This window comes from Pantoea sp. ICBG 985 (assembly GCF_002928365.1).
Taxonomy (GTDB): domain Bacteria; phylum Pseudomonadota; class Gammaproteobacteria; order Enterobacterales; family Enterobacteriaceae; genus Pantoea; species Pantoea dispersa.
The window spans coordinates 918247-937077 of sequence record NZ_POWM01000001.1 but is presented as its reverse complement, the minus strand read 5'-3'; the positions used below and the strand labels follow the sequence as shown (position 1 = coordinate 937077).

Sequence of the window (18831 nt, the reverse complement as noted above, 5' to 3'; positions counted from 1 at the left end):
CATGCAGGCGTTTAATTTTGATCGGGTAGTGGATCGCCACGGCAGCTGGTGCACGCAGTGGGACTTTGTCGCCGACCGCTTCGGCGTACCAGATCTGCTGCCTTTCACCATCTCTGATATGGATTTCGCCACGGCTCCCTGCATCATTGACGCGTTGCAGCAGCGGCTGAATCACGGCGTGCTGGGCTACAGCCGCTGGCAGCACGAGGATTTCCTCTCCGCCCTGCAGCACTGGATGCGCAGCCGCTTTGCCAGCGAGGTCGCGGCAGAGTCGCTGGTGTACGGCCCATCGGTGATTTATATGGTGGCGCAGCTGCTGCGCCACTGGACGCAGGCGGAGGATGAAGTGCTGATTCACACGCCCGCCTATGATGCGTTTTACCAGACAATCATCGGTAATCAGCGCAGGGTGCTGGAGTTACCGTTGCAGCGTGCTGGCGACACATGGCGCTGTGATATGGCTCAGCTGGAAATCCTGCTGGCGCGGCCGCGCTGTAAGGTGATGTTACTGTGCAGCCCGCACAATCCCACCGGCAAAGTGTGGCAGCGCGCAGAGCTGCAGCAGATGGCGGCACTGTGCGAACGGCATGGCGTGAGCGTGATCAGCGACGAAATCCATATGGATATGGTGCTGAGCGAGGCGCGCCACACGCCGTGGTGCGAGGTGGCACAAGGCCGCTGGGCGCTGTTTACCTCGGCCTCGAAGAGCTTCAATATTCCGGCGCTGACCGGTGCCTGGGGCATTATTCCGCACGCGGACGACCGCCGGGCGTGGTTTCACGCGCTGAAGCAGCAGGACGGGCTGTCGTCACCGGCGGTGATGGCGCTGGCTGCCACCATTGCCGCCTACCGTCACGGCGCACCCTGGCTCGACGCGCTGCGCGATTATCTGCGTGCCAATATGCAGCACATTGCGCAACGGCTCAACGCGGCGTTTGCCGGGCTCAACTGGCAACCGCCGCAGGCTACTTATCTGGCATGGATTGACACCGCGCCGCTGGCCATTGATGACGTCGCGCTGCAGCAGCGACTGATCCAGCAGCATAAGGTGGCGATTATGCCAGGCAGCACCTACGGCAGCGCCAGCCGCAGCTATCTGCGTCTCAACGCCGGCTGCCCGCGCAGCAAGCTGGATGACGGGCTGGACCGGCTGATTGCCGCACTGCAATCGTTCTGACCTGCAGCGGATGCTGATTAATTCAGCATCCGCTGCCCGCTTTGCGCAAATCACTGGCGCGGTTGCGCAAGATGTTTTTATAATGGTCTGCACTTTACGTTAATTCAGCGAGTGCGACATGATTGATGCGAAACTTCCCCTCACCGACCTTCACCGCCACCTCGATGGCAATATCCGCGCCCAGACCATCCTTGATTTAGGTCGCCAGTTCAATCTTGCGCTGCCCGCCGATACGCTGGATACGCTGCGTCCACACGTGCAGGTGACCGCCAACCAGCCGGACCTGGTGAGCTTCCTGCAGAAGCTTGACTGGGGCGTCAAAGTGCTGGGCGATCTCGACGCCTGCCGCCGCATAGCGCTGGAAAACGTCGCTGACGCAGCGCAGGCCGGTATCCATTACGCTGAGCTGCGCTTCTCACCGGGCTACATGGCGATGAACCATCAGCTGCCGATTGCTGGCGTGGTGGAAGCGGTGATTGATGGTGTGCGCGCGGGCGTGCAGCAGTACGGCGTTGATGTGAAGCTGATTGGCATCATGAGCCGCACCTTCGGCGAAGAAGCCTGCCTGCGCGAGCTGGAAGGTCTGCTGGCGCACCGCGACGGCATCACTGCCGTCGATCTGGCCGGTGACGAACTGGGCTTCCCGGGCAGCGAGTTTCTCAGCCACTTTAACCGCGCCCGCGACGCCGGATTCCGCATTACCGTGCATGCCGGTGAAGCCGCCGGACCGGAGAGCATCTGGCAGGCGATCCGCGAGCTGGGCGCTGAGCGCATCGGTCATGGTGTCAAAGCGATTGAAGACCGCGCGCTGATGGATTTCCTCGCCGAACAGCGCATTGGCGTTGAATCCTGCCTGACGTCGAACATTCAGACCAGCACCGTGGCCTCGCTGGCCAGCCATCCGCTGAAGGCGTTCCTGCAGCACGGCATTCTGGCAACCATCAACACTGACGATCCGGCAGTACAAGGCATTGAGCTGGCGCATGAATATGAGGTGGCTGCGCCACAGGCGGGCCTGAGCGCCGCCGAGATTCGCCAGGCACAAGAGAACGGCATCGCTATCGCCTTTTTAACCGAGGCGGAGAAAGCCGCGCTGCGCCAGCGCGTTGCAGCCTGAGCCATAAAAAAGGAGCGCAGATTGCGCTCCTTGTTGATCGGCTGGCGATAACGCCGTCCGGTTTACTTCAGGGACAGTGTCTGGCGTTTCTCCGCCGACTGCAGGCCAAGCTCAATCAGCTCCATCACCTGAATCGCCTCTTCCGCCGTAACCGGGTTGGCACCGTTACCGGCAATGGCGTCGCGGATCGCCGCATAATAGGCCGGATAGTTCCCCGGCAGCGTCAGCAGCTCTTTCTCCACCATCACGTCGCCCTCGGCCAGCGTCAGCGTGCCGTTGCGCATGTCGTAGCCCCACTCTTCACGCGGCGGACGTTCACCGGCTTTCAGACGGTCCTCCTGCGGATCGAGCCCGTACTTAACGTAGCTGCCGCGCGTGCCGTGCACCACAAAACGCGCCGATTCCGCGGCCACCAGCATGCTGGCGTGCAGCACTACGCGCCGGGTGGGATAAGTCAGCACCGCGTGGAAGTAATCGGTGGTTTGCGCGCCCGGACGCAGTTCAGCCATGTCGACGTTGATCGCCACCGGCGGTCCAAACAGCTGCAACGCCTGGTCCAGCACGTGCGGTCCGAGATCGAACCAGATCCCGCTGCCCGGGCCTTTCATTTCGCGCCAGCGCTGACGCACTTCCGGACGGAAGCGATCGAAGTGCGATTCCAGATAGCGTACCTCGCCCAGCGTACCGTCGTTGAGCAGCGTTTTCAGCGTCAGGAAATCGCTGTCCCAGCGGCGGTTATGGAACACCGACAGCAGCAGCCCTTTGGCTTTCGCCAGTTGGTCGAGTTCGCGCGCCTGTGACAGTGTCACGGTAAACGGTTTATCGACCACCACATGCTTGCCGGCATTGAGTGCCGCTTTGGCGAGCGGGAAATGGGTGTCGTTCGGGGTAGGAATTACAATCAGGTGCAGCGTCGGGTCATCCAGCAGCGCCTGCGGATCGGCCACCACCTTTACCGACGGCCAGTCAGCGTGCACTTTACTGGCATCGCTGCTGGAGATCGCCGCCAGCTCAACGTCTGGCGTTCCGGCGATCAGCGGCGCATGGAAGGTTTTGCTGGCAAATCCGTAGCCGATCAGGCCGACACGTAGTTTATCGCTCATTCTCATTCCTCTTGTTCGTGACCTGACTGATTTAAGACGAATCAGTCAGTAAGAACAAGGTGGAATCACCTGAAAGCTCAGGAGATCGCACTCCGTGCCGGTTGCCAGCTCTCCTGCGCCACCAGCGCGTCATGCGCATCCTGACTGCGGCGGCGAAAATCGCTCGGGCTGACGCCCACCCGCTTGCGGAACACGCGCGAGAAGTAGAGCTGATCGTCATAACCGACTTCGCGCCCCACCGAGGCAATCGGTTCCTGGGTAGTTTGCAGCAGCAGCTTGGCGCGAATCACCCGCTGGTCTTCACGCCAGCGCAGCAGATTAATGCCCATCTGTTCACGAAACAGGTGCGCCAGGCGCGACGGCGACAGGCAGACATGGCGCGCCACTTCCTCGATTTTCACCTCGCTGGCGAGATGATTGGTGACGTACTGGCAGGCTTCGATGACGCGCGGGTCACGAATTTGCTGATGGCTGCGCGGATCCTCTTCCACCGCGCGCAGCAGCAGGCGCTCCAGCAGGTTCATCGCCAGCTCTTCGGCAAAGCGACGCCCGGAGTTGTGCGTCTGTTCGATGCTGGCAAACAGGCGGTCAAATTCGGCGCGCAGCGCTTCCGGCAACCGCAGCCGGCCAACGCCCTGGTTCTGATCCTGCCACTGCAGCCAGTCGGTCCAGTAGGCGCGTGGACGGAAATAGACCCAGCGATGATGCCAGCACAGACTGTCCGGCGCGCGGCCATAATAGTGCGGCGTTTTCGGCTGGAACAGCAGCAGGTCGCCCGGCTGGCAGTCAAACGCTGACTCACCGTCAAAGACGCGTCCCTGTCCCTTAATGGTCAGATTGAGGATGTAACCTTTCATGCCGTGCGGGCGATCGATAAAAAAATCGAGCTGATCGCCGGCGTTGATCGGCGTCAGTCCGGCCACCAGCCAGGCGTTAAACGGATAGCCCGGCAGTAAAGGATTTTGCTGTTCACTCGGCGCTTCGCGGTGGTACATAAGGATCTCCCGGTTCGCGTGACGTTGGGGCGCAGCGTTGCGACTGCGCCCGCGGGATCAGGCGGTTCTGCTTTTTTGTTTGTAGCGGTCAAAGATCACCGCCGCTAACAGTATCAAACCGCGCACCACATACTGTGAGAATGGCGAGATATTCAATAAATTCATGGCATTCTCGACGGTACCCAGAATCAATACCCCGGCGACCACGTAGGAGATCTTGCCAATACCGCCCTTCAGCGACACGCCGCCCAGCACGCAGGCGGAGATAACGATCAGCTCATAGCCGAGCGAGGTCATCGGCTGACCGCTGGTCATGCGCGAAGCCAGGATAATGCCGGCCGCCGCTGATACCAGCCCGGAAAGGATAAAGATGATGATGCGCGTGCGCACCACCGGCACCCCGGCCAGCCGCGCCGCTTCCTCGTTGCCACCAATCGCCAGCGTGTTGCGGCCAAAGGTGGTTTTGTTCAGCAGGAAACCGAACACGATCATGGTGGCGATGGTCAGCCAGATCGGTGCCGGCACGCCCAGCCAGTTGGCGTAGCCGAGGGTGAAAAAGCGCTCATCCTCAATCCCCACCGCTTTACCGTCGGAGAAGATATAGGCCAGGCCGCGCACAATCTGCATGGTCGCCAGCGTGGTGATCAGCGCGTTAATCTTCAGACGCGCAATCACGAAGCCGTTAACGAAGCCAGTGGCCATACCGAGCAGCAGGCCGGCGGCGACGCCGATCCACAGGCTTTCGGTCATGTTAATCACCACGGCGGTGACGACGCCAGCGCAGGCAATCACCGACGCCACCGACAGGTCGAAATCGCCGGAGGCGAGGCAAAACAGCATGCCGCACGCCACCATGCCGGACATCGACATCGCCAGGCCCAGCCCTTTCATGTTGATAAAGGTGCCAAAATTAGGCACGAAGATGGCGCAGACGATAAACAGCAGCGCAAACACCACCAGCATGCCGAAGTTGTCCCAGATGCGCCCGAGCTGCAGGCCACTGCGCTGCACCGGTGGCGTATTGGACGTGGTAGATGAAGCCATTTTTACTCTCCTTTACCTCAGGCCACGGCGGCCGCTTGAGTGGTTTTCGGCATGGCCAGGCTCAGCGTCAGCTGCTCCGTGGCGGCGTCGTGGGGCAGTTCACCGGCAATCTCACCTTCGCGCATCACTACGATGCGGTCGGCCAGTCCCATCACTTCGGGCAGATCGCTGGAGGCAAACAGCACCGCGATCCCTTTGTTCGCCAGCTGATAAATCAGGTTATAGATTTCATGTTTGGCGCCGACATCAATGCCGCGCGTCGGTTCGTCGAGCAGGATCACGTTCATCTCCTCCGACAGCCAGCGGCCCAGAATTGCCTTCTGCTGGTTGCCACCGGACAGATTCATGATCAGCTGATGCGCGCCCGGCGTTTTAATGTTCAGCGAGCGAATGTGGTGGTCCGCGTTTTTCGCTTCCCAGCCCGGCTTGATCAGACAGCCGGCACTCAGGTTGTGGCGGCGCGCGCTGATATTGATGTTCTCGCGCACCGAGTGCACCGGGATGATGCCTTCGGCTTTGCGATCTTCCGGGCACAGCATGATGCCGGCGCGGATGGCATCAATCGGTTCGCGGATGTTGAGCTGCTTACCGTCCAGCGTGACCGTGCCCGCGCGCAGCCGGGTGGCACCAAACAGTCCTTTCATCAGTTCGCTGCGGCCGGCACCGACCAGTCCAAACAGACCGACAATTTCTCCGGCGCGCACTGTCAGCGATATCGGCATCCGCACGCCTTTCGCTTCCACCTTGTCCAGCTGCAGACGCACGGGGCCCAGCTCACGTGGCGCGTAGCCATAGATATCTCCGAGGTTGCGTCCGACCATCGCCTCCACCAGATCGTCATGGTGGGTATTGGCCATATCCGTGAAGGTGCGCACGTAGCGCCCATCCTTAAACACGGTGATGGCATCGCTCAGCGCGAAAATTTCTTCCATGCGATGCGACACGTACAGCACCACCCGGCCCTGTTCGCGCAGCTGGCGAATCACGCGGAACAGATGCTCAATTTCGCGCGCCGACAGCGAACTGGTCGGCTCATCAAAGGCGATGATGCGCGCGTTGCGCGCCAGCGCTTTGGCGATTTCGACCATCTGCCACTGACCGAGCGACAGGTATTTCAGCGGCATGTCGGGATCGATATCCATGCCAAGATTTTTCAGCTGCAGACCGGCTTCGTAGCGCAGCAGCTTGCGGTTAACCAGCCCGCGCTTGTGCGGCAGCTGGCCAAGATAGATGTTCTCCGCCACGCTCATTTCCGGTACCAGATGCAGCTCCTGGTAAATGATCGCTACGCCGGCATCCAGCGCCTCAACGGTATTGCTGAAGCTTTTCGCTGTGCCTTTGATGCGGATTTCGCCGCCGCTGGGCTGATAGCTGCCGCTGAGGATTTTCAGCAGCGTGGATTTGCCCGCGCCGTTTTCTCCCATCAGCGCGTGCACTTCACCGGCGCGGCACTGAAAAGAGATATCCTGCAGCGCTTTCACGCCAGGGAAGGTTTTGCTGATGCCATGAAATGACAGAAATGCTGGATCCGTGTTCATGGGAACTCCTGAGCCTCCATATTTCGCACCGTAGCCGCGTTGGCTGCGCACATTTACCCCGGTCACTGACCTCAGTAAGCTCCCGGGGATAAACGTGCCTGCCGCCTTGCTACAGCACGAACTATGCCGGCTGCCTGTTAATTAACATCACATTGAGGACGGCTTAAAACCGACTTACATCAGCCCTTTCTTCGCCAGCTCGGTTTTGAAGTTGTCGCGGGTGATCAGCACCACGTCGGTCACTTCGGTGAATTTCGCTGGCTCCTGGCCTTTGGTCACCCAGTTGTAGAGCATTTCGCTGCTCTTATAGCCGTGCACGTCCGGGCTCGGCAGCAGGGAACCGTAGAAGCCGGTTGGCGCGCCCTTCGACAGCTCGCTTACCGCGTCCACGCCGTTGATACCGATGCCGATCACGTCCGGCGCCTTGAAGCCCTGGCCTTCGGTGGCGCGCACGCCGCCCAGCACGGTGTTATCGTTCATGCCGACAATCAGCCAGTGCTTCACTTCCGGATGCTGCACCAGCAGCGAGTTACCGGCGTCAAACGCGCCCGGGATATCGTTGGATTTGGTCGGCACCTGATAAATCTGTTTCTCCGGGAAGCCGGCCGCTTTCAGCGCGGCCATTGAGCCACCGGTGCGGCGGCGCGCGGTGTCCAGTTCGTTCGCGGTAATCGCCATCACGGCGGTTTGCTTCACATCCCAGCCGCGCTTCTGCATCTCTTTGTACAGCTCCTGGCCCTGACGCTCGCCGATTTTGGTCGCCGCCATCATCACCAGCGGTACGGTATCCATTGGCTTGCCTTTGGCGGTGACAAACTGGTCGTCCACGGCAATCACTTTCAGGTCATAGCTGCGTGCTTTGGCGACGATGGCCGAGCCCAGCTTGGGATCCGGGGTACAGATGACAAAGCCTTTGGCGCCGCTCGCCGCCAGGCTATCGATAGCGTTCAGGGTTTTTTCACCGTCCGGCACGGCAATTTTGATCACTTCAAAGCCGAGATCTTTGCCGGCCTTATCGGCGAATTTCCACTCGGTCTGGAACCAGGGTTCCTCCGGCTGTTTGACGAGAAAACCGAGCTTCATGGTCTCGGCGATAGCGGATTGTGACATAAGCGCGGCGAGGCCTGCGGCCGCCAGTGCTTTAGTGAATTTATGCATGATGCTCTCCGGCACAATGGTGTTTTATCGCTGTTATCAACGAATCGGTGTAAACGCTACCAATCAGATTTCACGTTCGGGTACAGCGCAAAATCAGCGCGTTAGCTCAAAGGTTGTACAAAGGCTGTGCAAACGCTGGGCTAGTTGTAGCGGGAAAAGCGCGGAAAAATGTAGAGCGGTATCACATCCCAAAACGATGACTAAATTCTCCATATATTCAGCAAAATTAACCGGACATTAACTTTTGCTGTCGATCACACAACCCCGCCGATGACAGAAAAGTGCATATTCTCAGCCGCTGGTGACTAACCGCCGCCCGCGCCCCATTCCAGGATAGAGCGAGACAACTCACACAGGAGAATCCCGATGAGCGCGGGTGCCATAACAATTGGGCTGGATTTCGGCAGTGACTCGGTACGGGCGCTGGCCGTGGAGTGCCACAGCGGTAAAGAGCTGGAAAAGGCGGTGGTCAACTATCCGCGCTGGGCAAAGGGTGAATTCTGCGATGCACACGCAAACCGCTTTCGTCATCATCCTCAGGATTATATTGATGCGCTGGAACAAGCCATCGTCAGCGTGGTGCAGGCGTTAAGTCCGGCGCAGCGCGCCGCGGTGGTGGGTATTGGCGTCGATTCTACCGGCTCGACGCCGGCCCCCATCGATCGCGACGGCAACGTCCTCGCGCTGCGTCCGGAATTCGCCAGCAATCCCAACGCCATGTTTGTGCTGTGGAAAGATCATACCGCCATAGAAGAAGCCGAAGAGATCAACCGCCTGTGCCGCAGCGGCCAGTTCACCGACTATACCCGCTACATCGGCGGCGTTTACTCCTCCGAATGGTTCTGGGCCAAAATTTTGCACGTGTCGCGTGCCGATGCCGCGGTGCGAGAGGCGGCGGTTTCGTGGGTAGAGCTGTGCGACTGGGTGCCCGCGCTGCTGAGCGGCACCACCGCACCGGCCGAACTGCGGCGCGGACGCTGCGCCGCCGGGCACAAATCATTGTGGCATCCGGAGTGGCAGGGTTTACCGCCGGCGGCGTTCTTTCGCGCGCTCGATCCCATGCTGGTGGAACAGCTCGATTCGCCGCTGTTCAGCGATACCTTTACCGCCGATGTGCCGGTCGGCACGCTGTCGGGCGAATGGGCGCAGCGCCTCGGTCTGTCAGAACAGGTGGTGCTGTCCGGTGGCGCCTTTGACTGCCACATGGGCGCGGTTGGCGCGGGCGCACAGCCGTACACGCTGGTGAAAGTCATCGGCACCTCGACCTGCGACATCCTGATCGCCGACAGCGAACAGGTGGGCGATCGCGCGATCAAAGGCATCTGCGGTCAGGTCGACGGCAGCGTAATGCCGGGCGCCATCGGCTGTGAAGCCGGACAATCGGCGTTCGGCGACATCTATGCCTGGTTCAGTCGCCTGCTCGGCTGGCCTTTGCAGCAGGCGGCGCAGCGCCATCCTGAATTACAGCCGCAGCTGGCCGCGCTGCAGCAGGATCTGATCCGCCAGCTGACCGACGCCTGGGCGGCAAATCCGCAACTCGATCACCTGCCGGTGGTGCTGGACTGGTTTAACGGTCGCCGCACGCCGGACGCCAACCAGCGCCTGAAAGGCGTGATTGCCGACCTCAACCTCGGCACCGATGCGCCGGCGCTGTTCGGCGGCCTGATTGCCGCCACCGCCTTTGGCGCACGCGCCATCATGGAGTGCTTCGAGCAGCAGCAGATTCCGGTGCAGAACATCCTGACGCTCGGCGGCATTGCGCGCAAATCCCCTGCCATCATGCAGGCCTGCTGCGATGTGATGAACCGGCCGCTGGACATTGTCGCTTCCGATGAGTGCTGTGCGCTGGGCGCGGCGATTTTTGCCGCCGTTGCCGCCGGCGTTTACCCCGATGTGCCGGCGGCGCAGCAGGTGATGGCCAGTCCGATTGCCGTCACCCTGCAGCCGGACAGCCAGCGCGTGGCGACTTATCAGCAGCTTTATCAACGTTATCAACACTGGTGCCAGGCGGCTGAACCGCAGTACGCCGCGCGCGCCGCATCCGCTAAGTAAAGGAGCGATGAATGGAACAGAAAGTCTGGTTTGTGATTGGTACACAGCATCTCTACGGAGCGGAAACCCTGCGCCAGGTTGAGCAGCATGCGCGCCAGGTGATGGACGGCCTGAACCAGGCCGGTACGCTGCCGGTGCCGCTTGAGCTGAAGCCGCTGGTGAAATCACCGGATGAAGCGCTGGCACTGTGCCGCGAGGCCAATCACGACAGCCAGTGCGTCGGTATCATTACCTGGCTGCATACCTTTTCGCCGGCAAAAATGTGGATTGGCGGACTGAGTATTTTGCATAAGCCGCTGCTGCAGTTTCACACCCAGTTCAATGCGGAAATTCCGTGGGACAGCATGGACATGGACTTCATGAACCTGAACCAGACCGCGCACGGCGGCCGTGAGTTCGGCTTCATTGGCGCGCGCATGGGTCTGCAGCACAGCGTAGTGACCGGTCACTGGCAGGATAAAACCAGCCAGCAGCGTATCGCGCGCTGGATCAATGCCGCGCTGGCGAAGCAGGCCAGCCAGCAGCTGAAAGTGGCGCGCTTCGGTGACAATATGCGCGAAGTGGCGGTCACCGAAGGCGATAAAGTGGCAGCGCAGATTCAGTTTGGCTATGCGGTTAACGGCTGGGGCGTCGGCGATCTGGTTGAGGTGGTGAACAGCGTCAGCGACGGCGATGTCAACGCGCTGGTCGACGAGTACGAGAGCCAGTATCTGTTCAGCGCAGTGGCGTCTGTAAACGGCGACAAGCGGCAGAATGTGCTGGATGCCGCACGCATCGAACTGGGCCTGAAGCGCTTCCTCGATAGCGAAGGCTGTAAAGCCTTTACCACCAATTTCCAGACGCTGCACGGTATGACCCAACTGCCCGGTCTGGCGGTTCAGCGCCTGATGGCTCAGGGCTACGGTTTCGCTGGTGAAGGCGACTGGAAAACCGCCGCGCTGCTGCACATCCTGAAAGTGCAGGCCGGCACGCGCGCCGGCGGCACCTCGTTTATGGAGGATTACACCTACCACTTCGCGCCGGGCAACGAGCTGGTACTGGGCTCGCACATGCTGGAAGTGTGCCCGTCGATCGCCAAAGAGGAGAAACCGCTGATTGATGTGCAGTTCCTCGGCATTGGCGGCAAAGCCGATCCGGCGCGTCTGATTTTCTCGACGCCGGCGGGTCGCGCGGTGAACGCCAGCGTCATCGACATGGGCGACCGCTTCCGTCTGCTGGTCAACGTGGTCGATACCATTGAACAGCCGCAGGCGCTGCCGAAGCTGCCGGTGGCACGTGCGCTGTGGCGCGCACAGCCGTCGCTGGCCACCGCTTCTGAAGCGTGGATCCTGGCGGGTGGCGCACACCATACGGTGTTCAGCCAGGCGCTGGATGTTGAGGATATGTACCTGTACGGTGAACTGCACGGCATCGAAGTGCTGGTGATTGATGACGAGACGCGCCTGCCGGCCTTTAAAGATGCGCTGCGCTGGAACGACGCGTACTACCGCCTGCAACGGTAATAGCCTGAGATGTTGAAGTAAGCCGCGAGTGTATCGCGGCTTTTTTTATGGCGAAACTGCGGTCCAGTCAACAACGGCAGGCGTTACGTAAAGCCGGCGTGAATACCTCCCTGTCGCCCCGGCCGCCCTGGTTTCCTTGATGCAGCTTCGTTGCGCTTTTACTGAAGCCGAATTTGCATCAACCATCAAGCGTCGTACTGACGACAGCAATGACAGTCTCACTTGCCCCATCAAGGCCTGCCCGAAGCGCAAAGCGTCCGCGCCAGGGATGGCGCGGCCGATCGGCATGGATGCGGGGTTTCTTTGCGATCGGGCTGGCCTTTGTGGGGCCAGGCACCCAATTAACAGCAACTCCACCAAACTTTCACGACTCTGAGCGCTAAAACTGTAAACCCCACCCAACATCCACGAATCTGTGCATAAAAAAAGGTGCGCCAGTTTGCGCACCTCTTAACACACACATGCGATCACGACTAAGACGTTAAACGCTTAACCGGCGCGTTCTGCTGGCGGTCCCACATCACCGTCAGCAGACGCTGAAGCGCAATAAAGGCAAACAGCAGGATACCGATGGCGATTTTGGTCCACCACGAACTCAGCGTGCCGTCGAAGTTAATCCATGTCTGAATCAACCCCTGAATCAGCACCCCGAACAGCGTGCCCAGCACTGTACCGACGCCCCCCGACAGCAGCGTTCCGCCAATCACCACCGAAGCGATGGCATCCAGCTCGACGCCCAGCCCGGCCAGCGCGTAGCCGGCCGAGGTGTAAATGGAAAATACGATGCCTGCCAGCGTCGCCAGCGTGGTCGACAGCATATAAATCTTAATCGTGGTGGCGCGCGTCGACACGCCCATCAGCTGAGCCGATGTCAGATTGCCGCCAATGGCGTACACCTGATTACCGAAGCGCGTACGGTGCGCCAGCAGAATGCCCCCCGCCACCACCACCAACATGATCACCGCCAGCAGGCTAAGACGCCCGCCGCCGGGAATTTTCCACGCCAGGCTCGACAGCGTGGTATACAGCGGATGATCGATAGGAATCGAGTTTTCCGACACCAGATAGCTGCAGCCGCGCAGGAAGAACATCCCGGCGAGGGTGATAATAAAGGCCGGGATTTTTAACGCATCAATCAGCCAGCCCATCATGGCACCAAACAGTGCGCCTGCCGCCAGAATCAGCGCAAAGGCCAGCAGCGGGTCAACATGGTAGTCGCCGATGATGCGCGCCAGGAACACGCCGGTGAAGGCGATCACCGCGCCAACGGACAGATCGATGCCGCCGGACAAAATCACAAACGTCATGCCGACGGCGATGATGCCGAGAAACGCATTATCAGTGAGGATGTTGCAAATCACCCGCGTTGAGGCAAAGCCGGGAAACTGGCTGAGGCAGAACAGGTAGCCCGCGACAAACACCAGCAGGGTAATCATTAACGGTAAATGACGCTTGATCATGGTTTACGTCTCCCCTTCAGCATGGCGATAAAGCGCGGCGACTGCAGCAGCAGTACGCACATCACCACTACCGCTTTCACCACCTGGTTCAGCTCCGGCGGAAAACCTGACAGCAGGATGCCGGTATTCATTGACTGGATAATCAGCGCACCAACCAGCGACAGCACCAGGTTAAAACGCCCGCCCATCAGTGAGGCGCCACCAATCACCACCGCCAGAATGGCGTCCAGCTCCAGCCACAACCCGGCATTATTGGCATCGGCACCGCGAATATCGGCGGCGACAATCAGCCCGGCTACCGCCGCACACACGCCGCTGATGGCGTAGGTGGACATCACCACCAGCCAGCCGGTCACCCCGGCATTACGCGCCGCACGCAGGTTGATGCCTACCGCTTCGATGAACAGGCCAAGCGCGGTTTTGCGCGTCAGCAGCCATACCGCTACCGCTACCAGCAGGGTAATCCACACCGGTACCGGCAGCAGCCACAGCGAACCGCTGCCAAACCACGCGAGGCTGTCACTGTTAAAGGTGACGATCTGTCCCTGGGTAATCAGCTGCGCGATGCCGCGCCCGGCCACCATCAGAATCAGCGTGGCGACAAACGGCTGAATCTTCAGCAGCGCTACCAGCACGCCGTTCCATAGGCCGCACAGCAGCCCGGTGCCGAGCGTGGCCAGAATAATAAAACTCAGGCTATGCCCCGCCACCGTCAGCGTCGCCGCCGTCGCGCCGGCAATCGCCATTACCGCGCCCACCGACAAATCGATCCCGCCGGTGGCGATCACCAGCGTCATACCAATCGCCAGCAGCGCCACCGGTGCGGCGCGGTTGAGAATATCAATCGGGCTGCCGAACAGCCGGCCATCCTGAATGTGAATAGCAAAAAAGTTATTCGCCACCAGGCTGTCGATCAGCAGCACCAGAATCAGCGCGACGATCTGCGGCATGCCCGGCGGCAGCTTCGGCTTCCGCCGTTCCGGTTTTTCGTGTGTCATAGGCGATTCAAGCATGTTGTGCTCCTCCGTCCGCGATGGCGTTGACGATCGACGCCACCGACAGCTGCTCCAGCGGAATTTCGGCGACCTGCTTCAGATCGCGCATGATCAGCACGCGATCGGCATAGCCCACCAGCTCTTCCAGTTCAGAGGAGATGACCAGCAGCGCCAGTCCGTCGGCGCACAGGGATTCAATCAGCCGAATGATCTCGGCGTGGGCGCCCACGTCGATACCGCGCGTCGGCTCATCCAGAATCAGAAACTGTGGTTTAGTCACCAGCCAGCGTGACAGCAGCACCTTCTGCTGGTTGCCACCCGACAGCAGCTCCACCGGCTGGTCGGCATGCGGCGTGCGAATACCCAGGCTCTTGATAAAACGCTCGGCTATCGCCTGCTGCTCACGACGTTTGATCGGCCGCAGCCAGCCACGCTGCGCCTGCAGCGCCAGAATGATGTTTTCCCGCACCGAGGCCGCGCCGATGATGCCGTCAGTTTTACGATCTTCCGGGCAGAAGCCCATGCCGAGACGCGAGGCTTTGGCCGGCGTGCGGATGTGCTGCACTTTGCCTTTGATGGTGGCGGTACCGCGATCGGCGCGGCGGATGCCAAACAGCACCTCGGCGGTCTCGGTGCGCCCGGAGCCGAGCAGCCCGGCCAGCCCCACCACTTCGCCCGGCCGTACCTGCAGGCTAAACGGTTCAATGGTGCCTTTCTTGCCGTAATCCTCAAACGACACCACCGGCTGATTGCTGCGTAACGTGCTGCCCTGGCGCTGCAGTGCGGTTTCCAGCAGCTCTCGCCCCAGCATCAGCTTGATCAGCTCAATCTGCGGCAGCGAGGCGGTGTCCCGCGTGGCGATAAACTGGCCGTTGCGCAGTACGGTAATCCGGTCGGTAATACGGTACACCTGGTCGAGAAAGTGGGTGACGAAAATCAGGCTCATGCCTTTGGCTTTCAGCTGCGCCATCAGGGTAAACAGCATCTCCACTTCGCTGGCATCGAGGCTGGCAGTTGGTTCATCCAGAATCAGCACCTGCGCGGAGAGATCGACCGCGCGGCAGATCGCGATGATCTGCTGCATCGCCACCGAGTAGTGGCCGAGCGGACGCGTCACATCCAGCGCAAAACCGTAGTTGCGCATCAGCGCATCGGCGTCGCGCACCATGCGCTTGCGATCGATCATGCCGAAGCGGCGCGGCTCGCGGCCAATGTAGAGGTTATCCGCCACCGACATATTCGGCAGCAGATTCACTTCCTGATAAACGGTACCAATGCCCATCTGCTGCGCATCGGCGGTGCTGTGCGGGGCAATCACCGCGCCGTTGAGGGTAATGGTGCCGGCATCCCGCGTGTAGACGCCGGTCAGCACTTTAATCAGGGTCGATTTCCCCGCGCCGTTCTCACCCAGCAGCGCCATAATTTCGCCCTTGCGGATACTGAACGACACGTTATCCAGCGCTTTGACGCCGGGAAAGCCTTTGCTGATGCCGTTGAGGCTCAGCAGGGGTGTTTCATCGTAGCTGCTCATCAGATTCTGCCTCGCTTACGTCATAAAAACCGCCCCGAAGGGCGGTTGCGGGGATCAGTAACCCATGCCTTTTTTCTTATCCAGCTCCGCCTGAGCGTCAGCCGGTAAGAACAGTTTTGATTCGGTTTTGATGATTTTCGGCGGCAGCGTGCCGTCTTTTTTGAATTTCTCCAGCGCATCAAACGCCGGGCCGGCCATGTCCGGCGTCAGCTCAACGTTGGCGTTGGCCTCGCCGGCCAGCATCGCTTTATAGATATCCGGCACGCCATCAATCGAACCGGTAAGAATATCTTTGCCCGGTTTCAGGCCAGCTTCTTTAATCGCCTGGATGGCGCCGATCGCCATGTCGTCGTTATGCGCATACACCATGCAGATGTTTTTGCCGTTGTTCTCGGCTTTGATGAAGCTCTCCATCACCTCTTTACCCTTACTGCGGGTAAAGTCACCGGACTGCGAGCGAATCACTTTGATGTTGTTGTGGCCGGCGATGGCTTCGGCAAAGCCTTTCTTACGGTCGATCGCCACGCTGGCACCGACGGTACCCTGCAGTTCCACCACGTTACACTGCTTGTCACCGACGGTTTTCACCAGCCAGTCACCAATCAGTTTGCCTTCCAGCACGTTGTCGGCCGTCACCACCGCCATGTACAGCGATTTATCTTTCACCACGATGGCGCGGTCCAGCAGGAACACCGGGATTTTGGCGTCTTTGGCCTCTTCCAGCACCGGTTCCCAGCCGGTTTGCACCACTGGCGCGATAAAAATGGCGTCAACGCCCTGAGCGATAAACGAGCGCACCGCTTTGATCTGGTTCTCCTGCTTCTGCTGACCATCGGCAATTTTCAGGGTGATACCGCGCTTTTGCGCTTCACTTTTTGCCACGTTGGTTTCGGCTGAACGCCAGCCGGATTCAGAGCCGACCTGCGAGAAGCCCACCGTCATGTCGGCAGCCAGAACCGATGTGCTGAGTGCGGCGCTGACCATGGTGGTCAAGAGTAAACGTTTCCACATAATTTTCATTCCTCTGAAGGGAGTGTGCTGTAGGGGTACAAACGCGCTTCAAGCCTGGCGCAATTGCGCTAAAACAAGCGCGACACACCTCACAAAACAGAATGAATTAAAGGGGTTACGCGTATCAGTGTGTCAGACAGCTGACTCAGCTTATGGACAAAACGCCTGAATTTTATGTCAGCGGAGGTTAAATAACTGTAATAAACAGAAGCGGTTATGACCGCAGGCACTGGAAACGATTACAACGGACACGTAAAGAATGGTTATTCATGCGCGCAGCAGGCAATGTTCTGTTTTGTGATAATTCGCACACTTGCGATTTGACGTTTCATCACAGCTGCACCCTTGTGCGTCACCCGTTACAGATAAATCGCTTTTTCGCGCCTGCTGCGTTACAAAATAAGCGCAACAAAAGTGCGAAAAATAGCGTCTGGAATACCGTTTAAGGCAGCTGTTAAATTTTCTCACCAGCCCCCGGTTAACGGGGCCAAAAACGCGCCTGACGCGCAGGAAAATGCGCGTTAAAAAAGATAAAAGCGTAAAAAAGTCCCTTTTGATGAGCGAATTAGCGCACGTTGTCTGAATTTTGAATTTTTTTAACCGCGGTGTCTGGACTCTGGCCGCGTGCTCCCTATACTTGAGCACTTCCCCGTTCTCTATCTTTTATGGCAATCATGACTGCGCTCGATTACCTGCTGAAATTTCGTAAAGTGAATAATCTTGAGAGTCTGGAAAAACTCTACGATCACCTCAATTATTCGCTCACTGATGATAACGAGATCATCAATATGTACCGCGCCGCCGATCACCGCCGTGCTGAACTTGCCTCAGGTGGCCGTCTGTATGACCTCGGCTGTGTGCCGAAATCCGTCTGGCGCTACGTGGTGTAAAGCGCGCTTATCTCTGTTTCTGCCCCTGGTGCGCTGTCCGAATCGGGCGTGACCCGTTTGGACATGGTACGCTCTGCCTCGTCTTTTTTCTTACATCAGGATGAACAACATGTCCGAATCGGTAAACCCGCCGCGTATTGCCGGCTGGCTGCTGCTGCCGCTGGCCTGGCTGATTATGACGATGCTGACCAGCGCGCTGGTGGTGGCGCTCTATCTGCGGCCGCTGTTTGACACGGAACTGCGCACCACGCTGTTTTCTCACGCCAGTATTTTAATGACGCAGTGGCTGGTGTCTTTACTCACCGCCGCCGCGGTGTGGCTGTACAGCATCTGGGTGTGCTGGATCTTTTGTCAGCGCTCGCGCCGTCTGCCGCGTCACTACATTCTCTGGCTGCTGATGACCGTATTGCTGGCGCTGAAAACCTTCGCTTTTACGCCGGTGGCCGATGGGAAAGCGATCCAGACACTGCTGCTGGCCCTGCTCTCGACGGCAGTCTTTGTGCCCTACTTCAAACGCTCACAGCGGGTAAAACAGACCTTTATTCAGCCCTGATGACGCTCTTTTCGTCAGGAATTTAATTCTGAGTGCTCTCAGCCAGCGCACGAATCGCGCAAAGGTTGAGATGCACCTCTCAATTCCGGATAATAAACGCCTTTCGGCTTCCAGGTTAAAAAATGACCGATTACTTACTGCTCTTTATTGGCACCGTGCTGGTGAACAACTTCGTGTTGGTCAAATTCCTCGGCCTTTGCCCTTTTATGGGCGTGTCAAAAAAACTGGAAACGGCCATTGGCATGGGACTTGCCACCACGTTCGTCATTACGCTGGCGTCGATTTGCGCCTGGCTGGTGAATCACCTGATTCTGCTGCCGCTCGATCTGGTGTACCTGCGTACCATGGCCTATATCCTGGTGATTGCGGTAGTGGTGCAGTTCACCGAAATGGTGGTGCGTAAAACCAGCCCGTCGCTGTATCGCCTGCTCGGCATCTTTTTGCCGCTGATCACCACCAACTGTGCGGTGCTGGGCGTGCCGCTGCTGAGCGTCAACCTCAACCACACCTTCCTGCAGGCGGCGCTGTACGGTTTCAGTGCATCACTCGGCTTTTCGCTGGTGATGGTGCTGTTCGCCGGCATGCGCGAACGTCTGGTGCTGGCCAACGTGCCGGCTCCGTTCAAAGGAAGTTCCATTGCCCTGATCACCGCTGGCCTGATGGCACTGGCGTTCATGGGCTTTACCGGTCTGGTGAAATTCTGAT

The 18831-nt window shown here is 59.2% G+C and carries 16 protein-coding genes; 7 read left to right on the top strand and 9 right to left on the bottom strand.

Annotation, left to right across the window (positions count from 1 at the left end; all coding sequences use genetic code 11):
- The first annotated feature begins 1 nt into the window (after position 1).
- On the top strand, positions 2-1177 hold the full coding sequence (locus C1Y42_RS04625; RefSeq protein ID WP_104092889.1) for a MalY/PatB family protein: 1176 nt from the start codon (positions 2-4) through the stop codon (positions 1175-1177).
- A 118-nt stretch (positions 1178-1295) separates the two neighbouring features.
- On the top strand, positions 1296-2294 hold the full coding sequence (gene add, locus C1Y42_RS04620) for an adenosine deaminase (protein WP_058758464.1): 999 nt from the start codon (positions 1296-1298) through the stop codon (positions 2292-2294).
- A 62-nt stretch (positions 2295-2356) separates the two neighbouring features.
- Here the strand turns inward: add and C1Y42_RS04615 are convergent, their stop codons facing one another.
- The 5 genes from C1Y42_RS04615 to C1Y42_RS04590 form a co-directional block, all read right to left on the bottom strand.
- Entirely contained in the window at positions 2357-3397 is a 1041-nt protein-coding gene (locus C1Y42_RS04615) for an oxidoreductase (protein WP_104092888.1), read from the bottom strand.
- A 77-nt stretch (positions 3398-3474) separates the two neighbouring features.
- A complete protein-coding gene (gene araC, locus C1Y42_RS04610) occupies positions 3475-4392 on the bottom strand; it encodes an arabinose operon transcriptional regulator AraC (RefSeq protein WP_104092887.1) in 918 nt (305 codons plus the stop codon).
- A gap of 57 nt (positions 4393-4449) precedes the next feature.
- Complete coding sequence (gene araH, locus C1Y42_RS04605; protein WP_021506177.1) at positions 4450-5436, bottom strand: L-arabinose ABC transporter permease AraH; 987 nt, start codon at positions 5434-5436, stop codon at positions 4450-4452.
- A 17-nt stretch (positions 5437-5453) separates the two neighbouring features.
- Complete coding sequence (araG, locus tag C1Y42_RS04600; RefSeq protein ID WP_104092886.1) at positions 5454-6974, bottom strand: L-arabinose ABC transporter ATP-binding protein AraG; 1521 nt, start codon at positions 6972-6974, stop codon at positions 5454-5456.
- A 174-nt stretch (positions 6975-7148) separates the two neighbouring features.
- Entirely contained in the window at positions 7149-8132 is a 984-nt protein-coding gene (locus C1Y42_RS04590; RefSeq protein ID WP_021506179.1) for an arabinose ABC transporter substrate-binding protein, read from the bottom strand.
- A gap of 366 nt (positions 8133-8498) precedes the next feature.
- Between C1Y42_RS04590 and C1Y42_RS04585 the strand changes: the two genes are divergently transcribed.
- On the top strand, positions 8499-10184 hold the full coding sequence (locus C1Y42_RS04585) for a ribulokinase (protein ID WP_104092885.1): 1686 nt from the start codon (positions 8499-8501) through the stop codon (positions 10182-10184).
- A gap of 11 nt (positions 10185-10195) precedes the next feature.
- The gene (gene araA, locus C1Y42_RS04580) at positions 10196-11686 is read left to right on the top strand and encodes an L-arabinose isomerase (RefSeq protein WP_104092884.1); all 1491 of its coding nucleotides are present in this window, start codon (positions 10196-10198) and stop codon (positions 11684-11686) included.
- 473 nt (positions 11687-12159) lie between these two features.
- On the opposite strand, the gene yjfF is transcribed toward araA, so the two are convergent.
- From yjfF to ytfQ, 4 genes are read right to left on the bottom strand one after another with little or no spacing between them, the layout of a single operon-like run.
- Positions 12160-13146, bottom strand: coding sequence for a galactofuranose ABC transporter, permease protein YjfF (gene yjfF / locus C1Y42_RS04575; protein ID WP_021506182.1), 987 nt, complete (start codon positions 13144-13146; stop codon positions 12160-12162).
- Entirely contained in the window at positions 13143-14159 is a 1017-nt protein-coding gene (gene ytfT, locus C1Y42_RS04570; protein WP_058758461.1) for a galactofuranose ABC transporter, ATP-binding protein YtfT, read from the bottom strand. The genes yjfF and ytfT overlap by 4 nt, the downstream gene beginning before the upstream one ends.
- Complete coding sequence (locus tag C1Y42_RS04565; protein WP_021506184.1) at positions 14152-15672, bottom strand: sugar ABC transporter ATP-binding protein; 1521 nt, start codon at positions 15670-15672, stop codon at positions 14152-14154. Before C1Y42_RS04565 ends, ytfT begins: the two co-directional genes overlap by 8 nt.
- A 54-nt stretch (positions 15673-15726) precedes the next feature.
- The gene (gene ytfQ, locus C1Y42_RS04560; RefSeq protein WP_021506185.1) at positions 15727-16683 is read right to left on the bottom strand and encodes a galactofuranose ABC transporter, galactofuranose-binding protein YtfQ; all 957 of its coding nucleotides are present in this window, start codon (positions 16681-16683) and stop codon (positions 15727-15729) included.
- A 674-nt stretch (positions 16684-17357) separates the two neighbouring features.
- Between ytfQ and ydgT the strand changes: the two genes are divergently transcribed.
- From ydgT to rsxA, 3 genes are all read left to right on the top strand, one after another.
- Positions 17358-17573 carry a transcription modulator YdgT gene (ydgT, locus tag C1Y42_RS04555; RefSeq protein WP_010618950.1) on the top strand — a complete coding sequence of 72 codons (216 nt, stop codon included), beginning with the start codon at positions 17358-17360 and terminating at the stop codon, positions 17571-17573.
- Positions 17574-17682: 109 nt separating this feature from the next.
- Complete coding sequence (locus tag C1Y42_RS04550; RefSeq protein WP_104092883.1) at positions 17683-18126, top strand: DUF2569 domain-containing protein; 444 nt, start codon at positions 17683-17685, stop codon at positions 18124-18126.
- A 122-nt stretch (positions 18127-18248) separates the two neighbouring features.
- The gene (rsxA, locus tag C1Y42_RS04545; RefSeq protein WP_021506188.1) at positions 18249-18830 is read left to right on the top strand and encodes an electron transport complex subunit RsxA; all 582 of its coding nucleotides are present in this window, start codon (positions 18249-18251) and stop codon (positions 18828-18830) included.
- Position 18831: the final 1 nt, after the last annotated feature.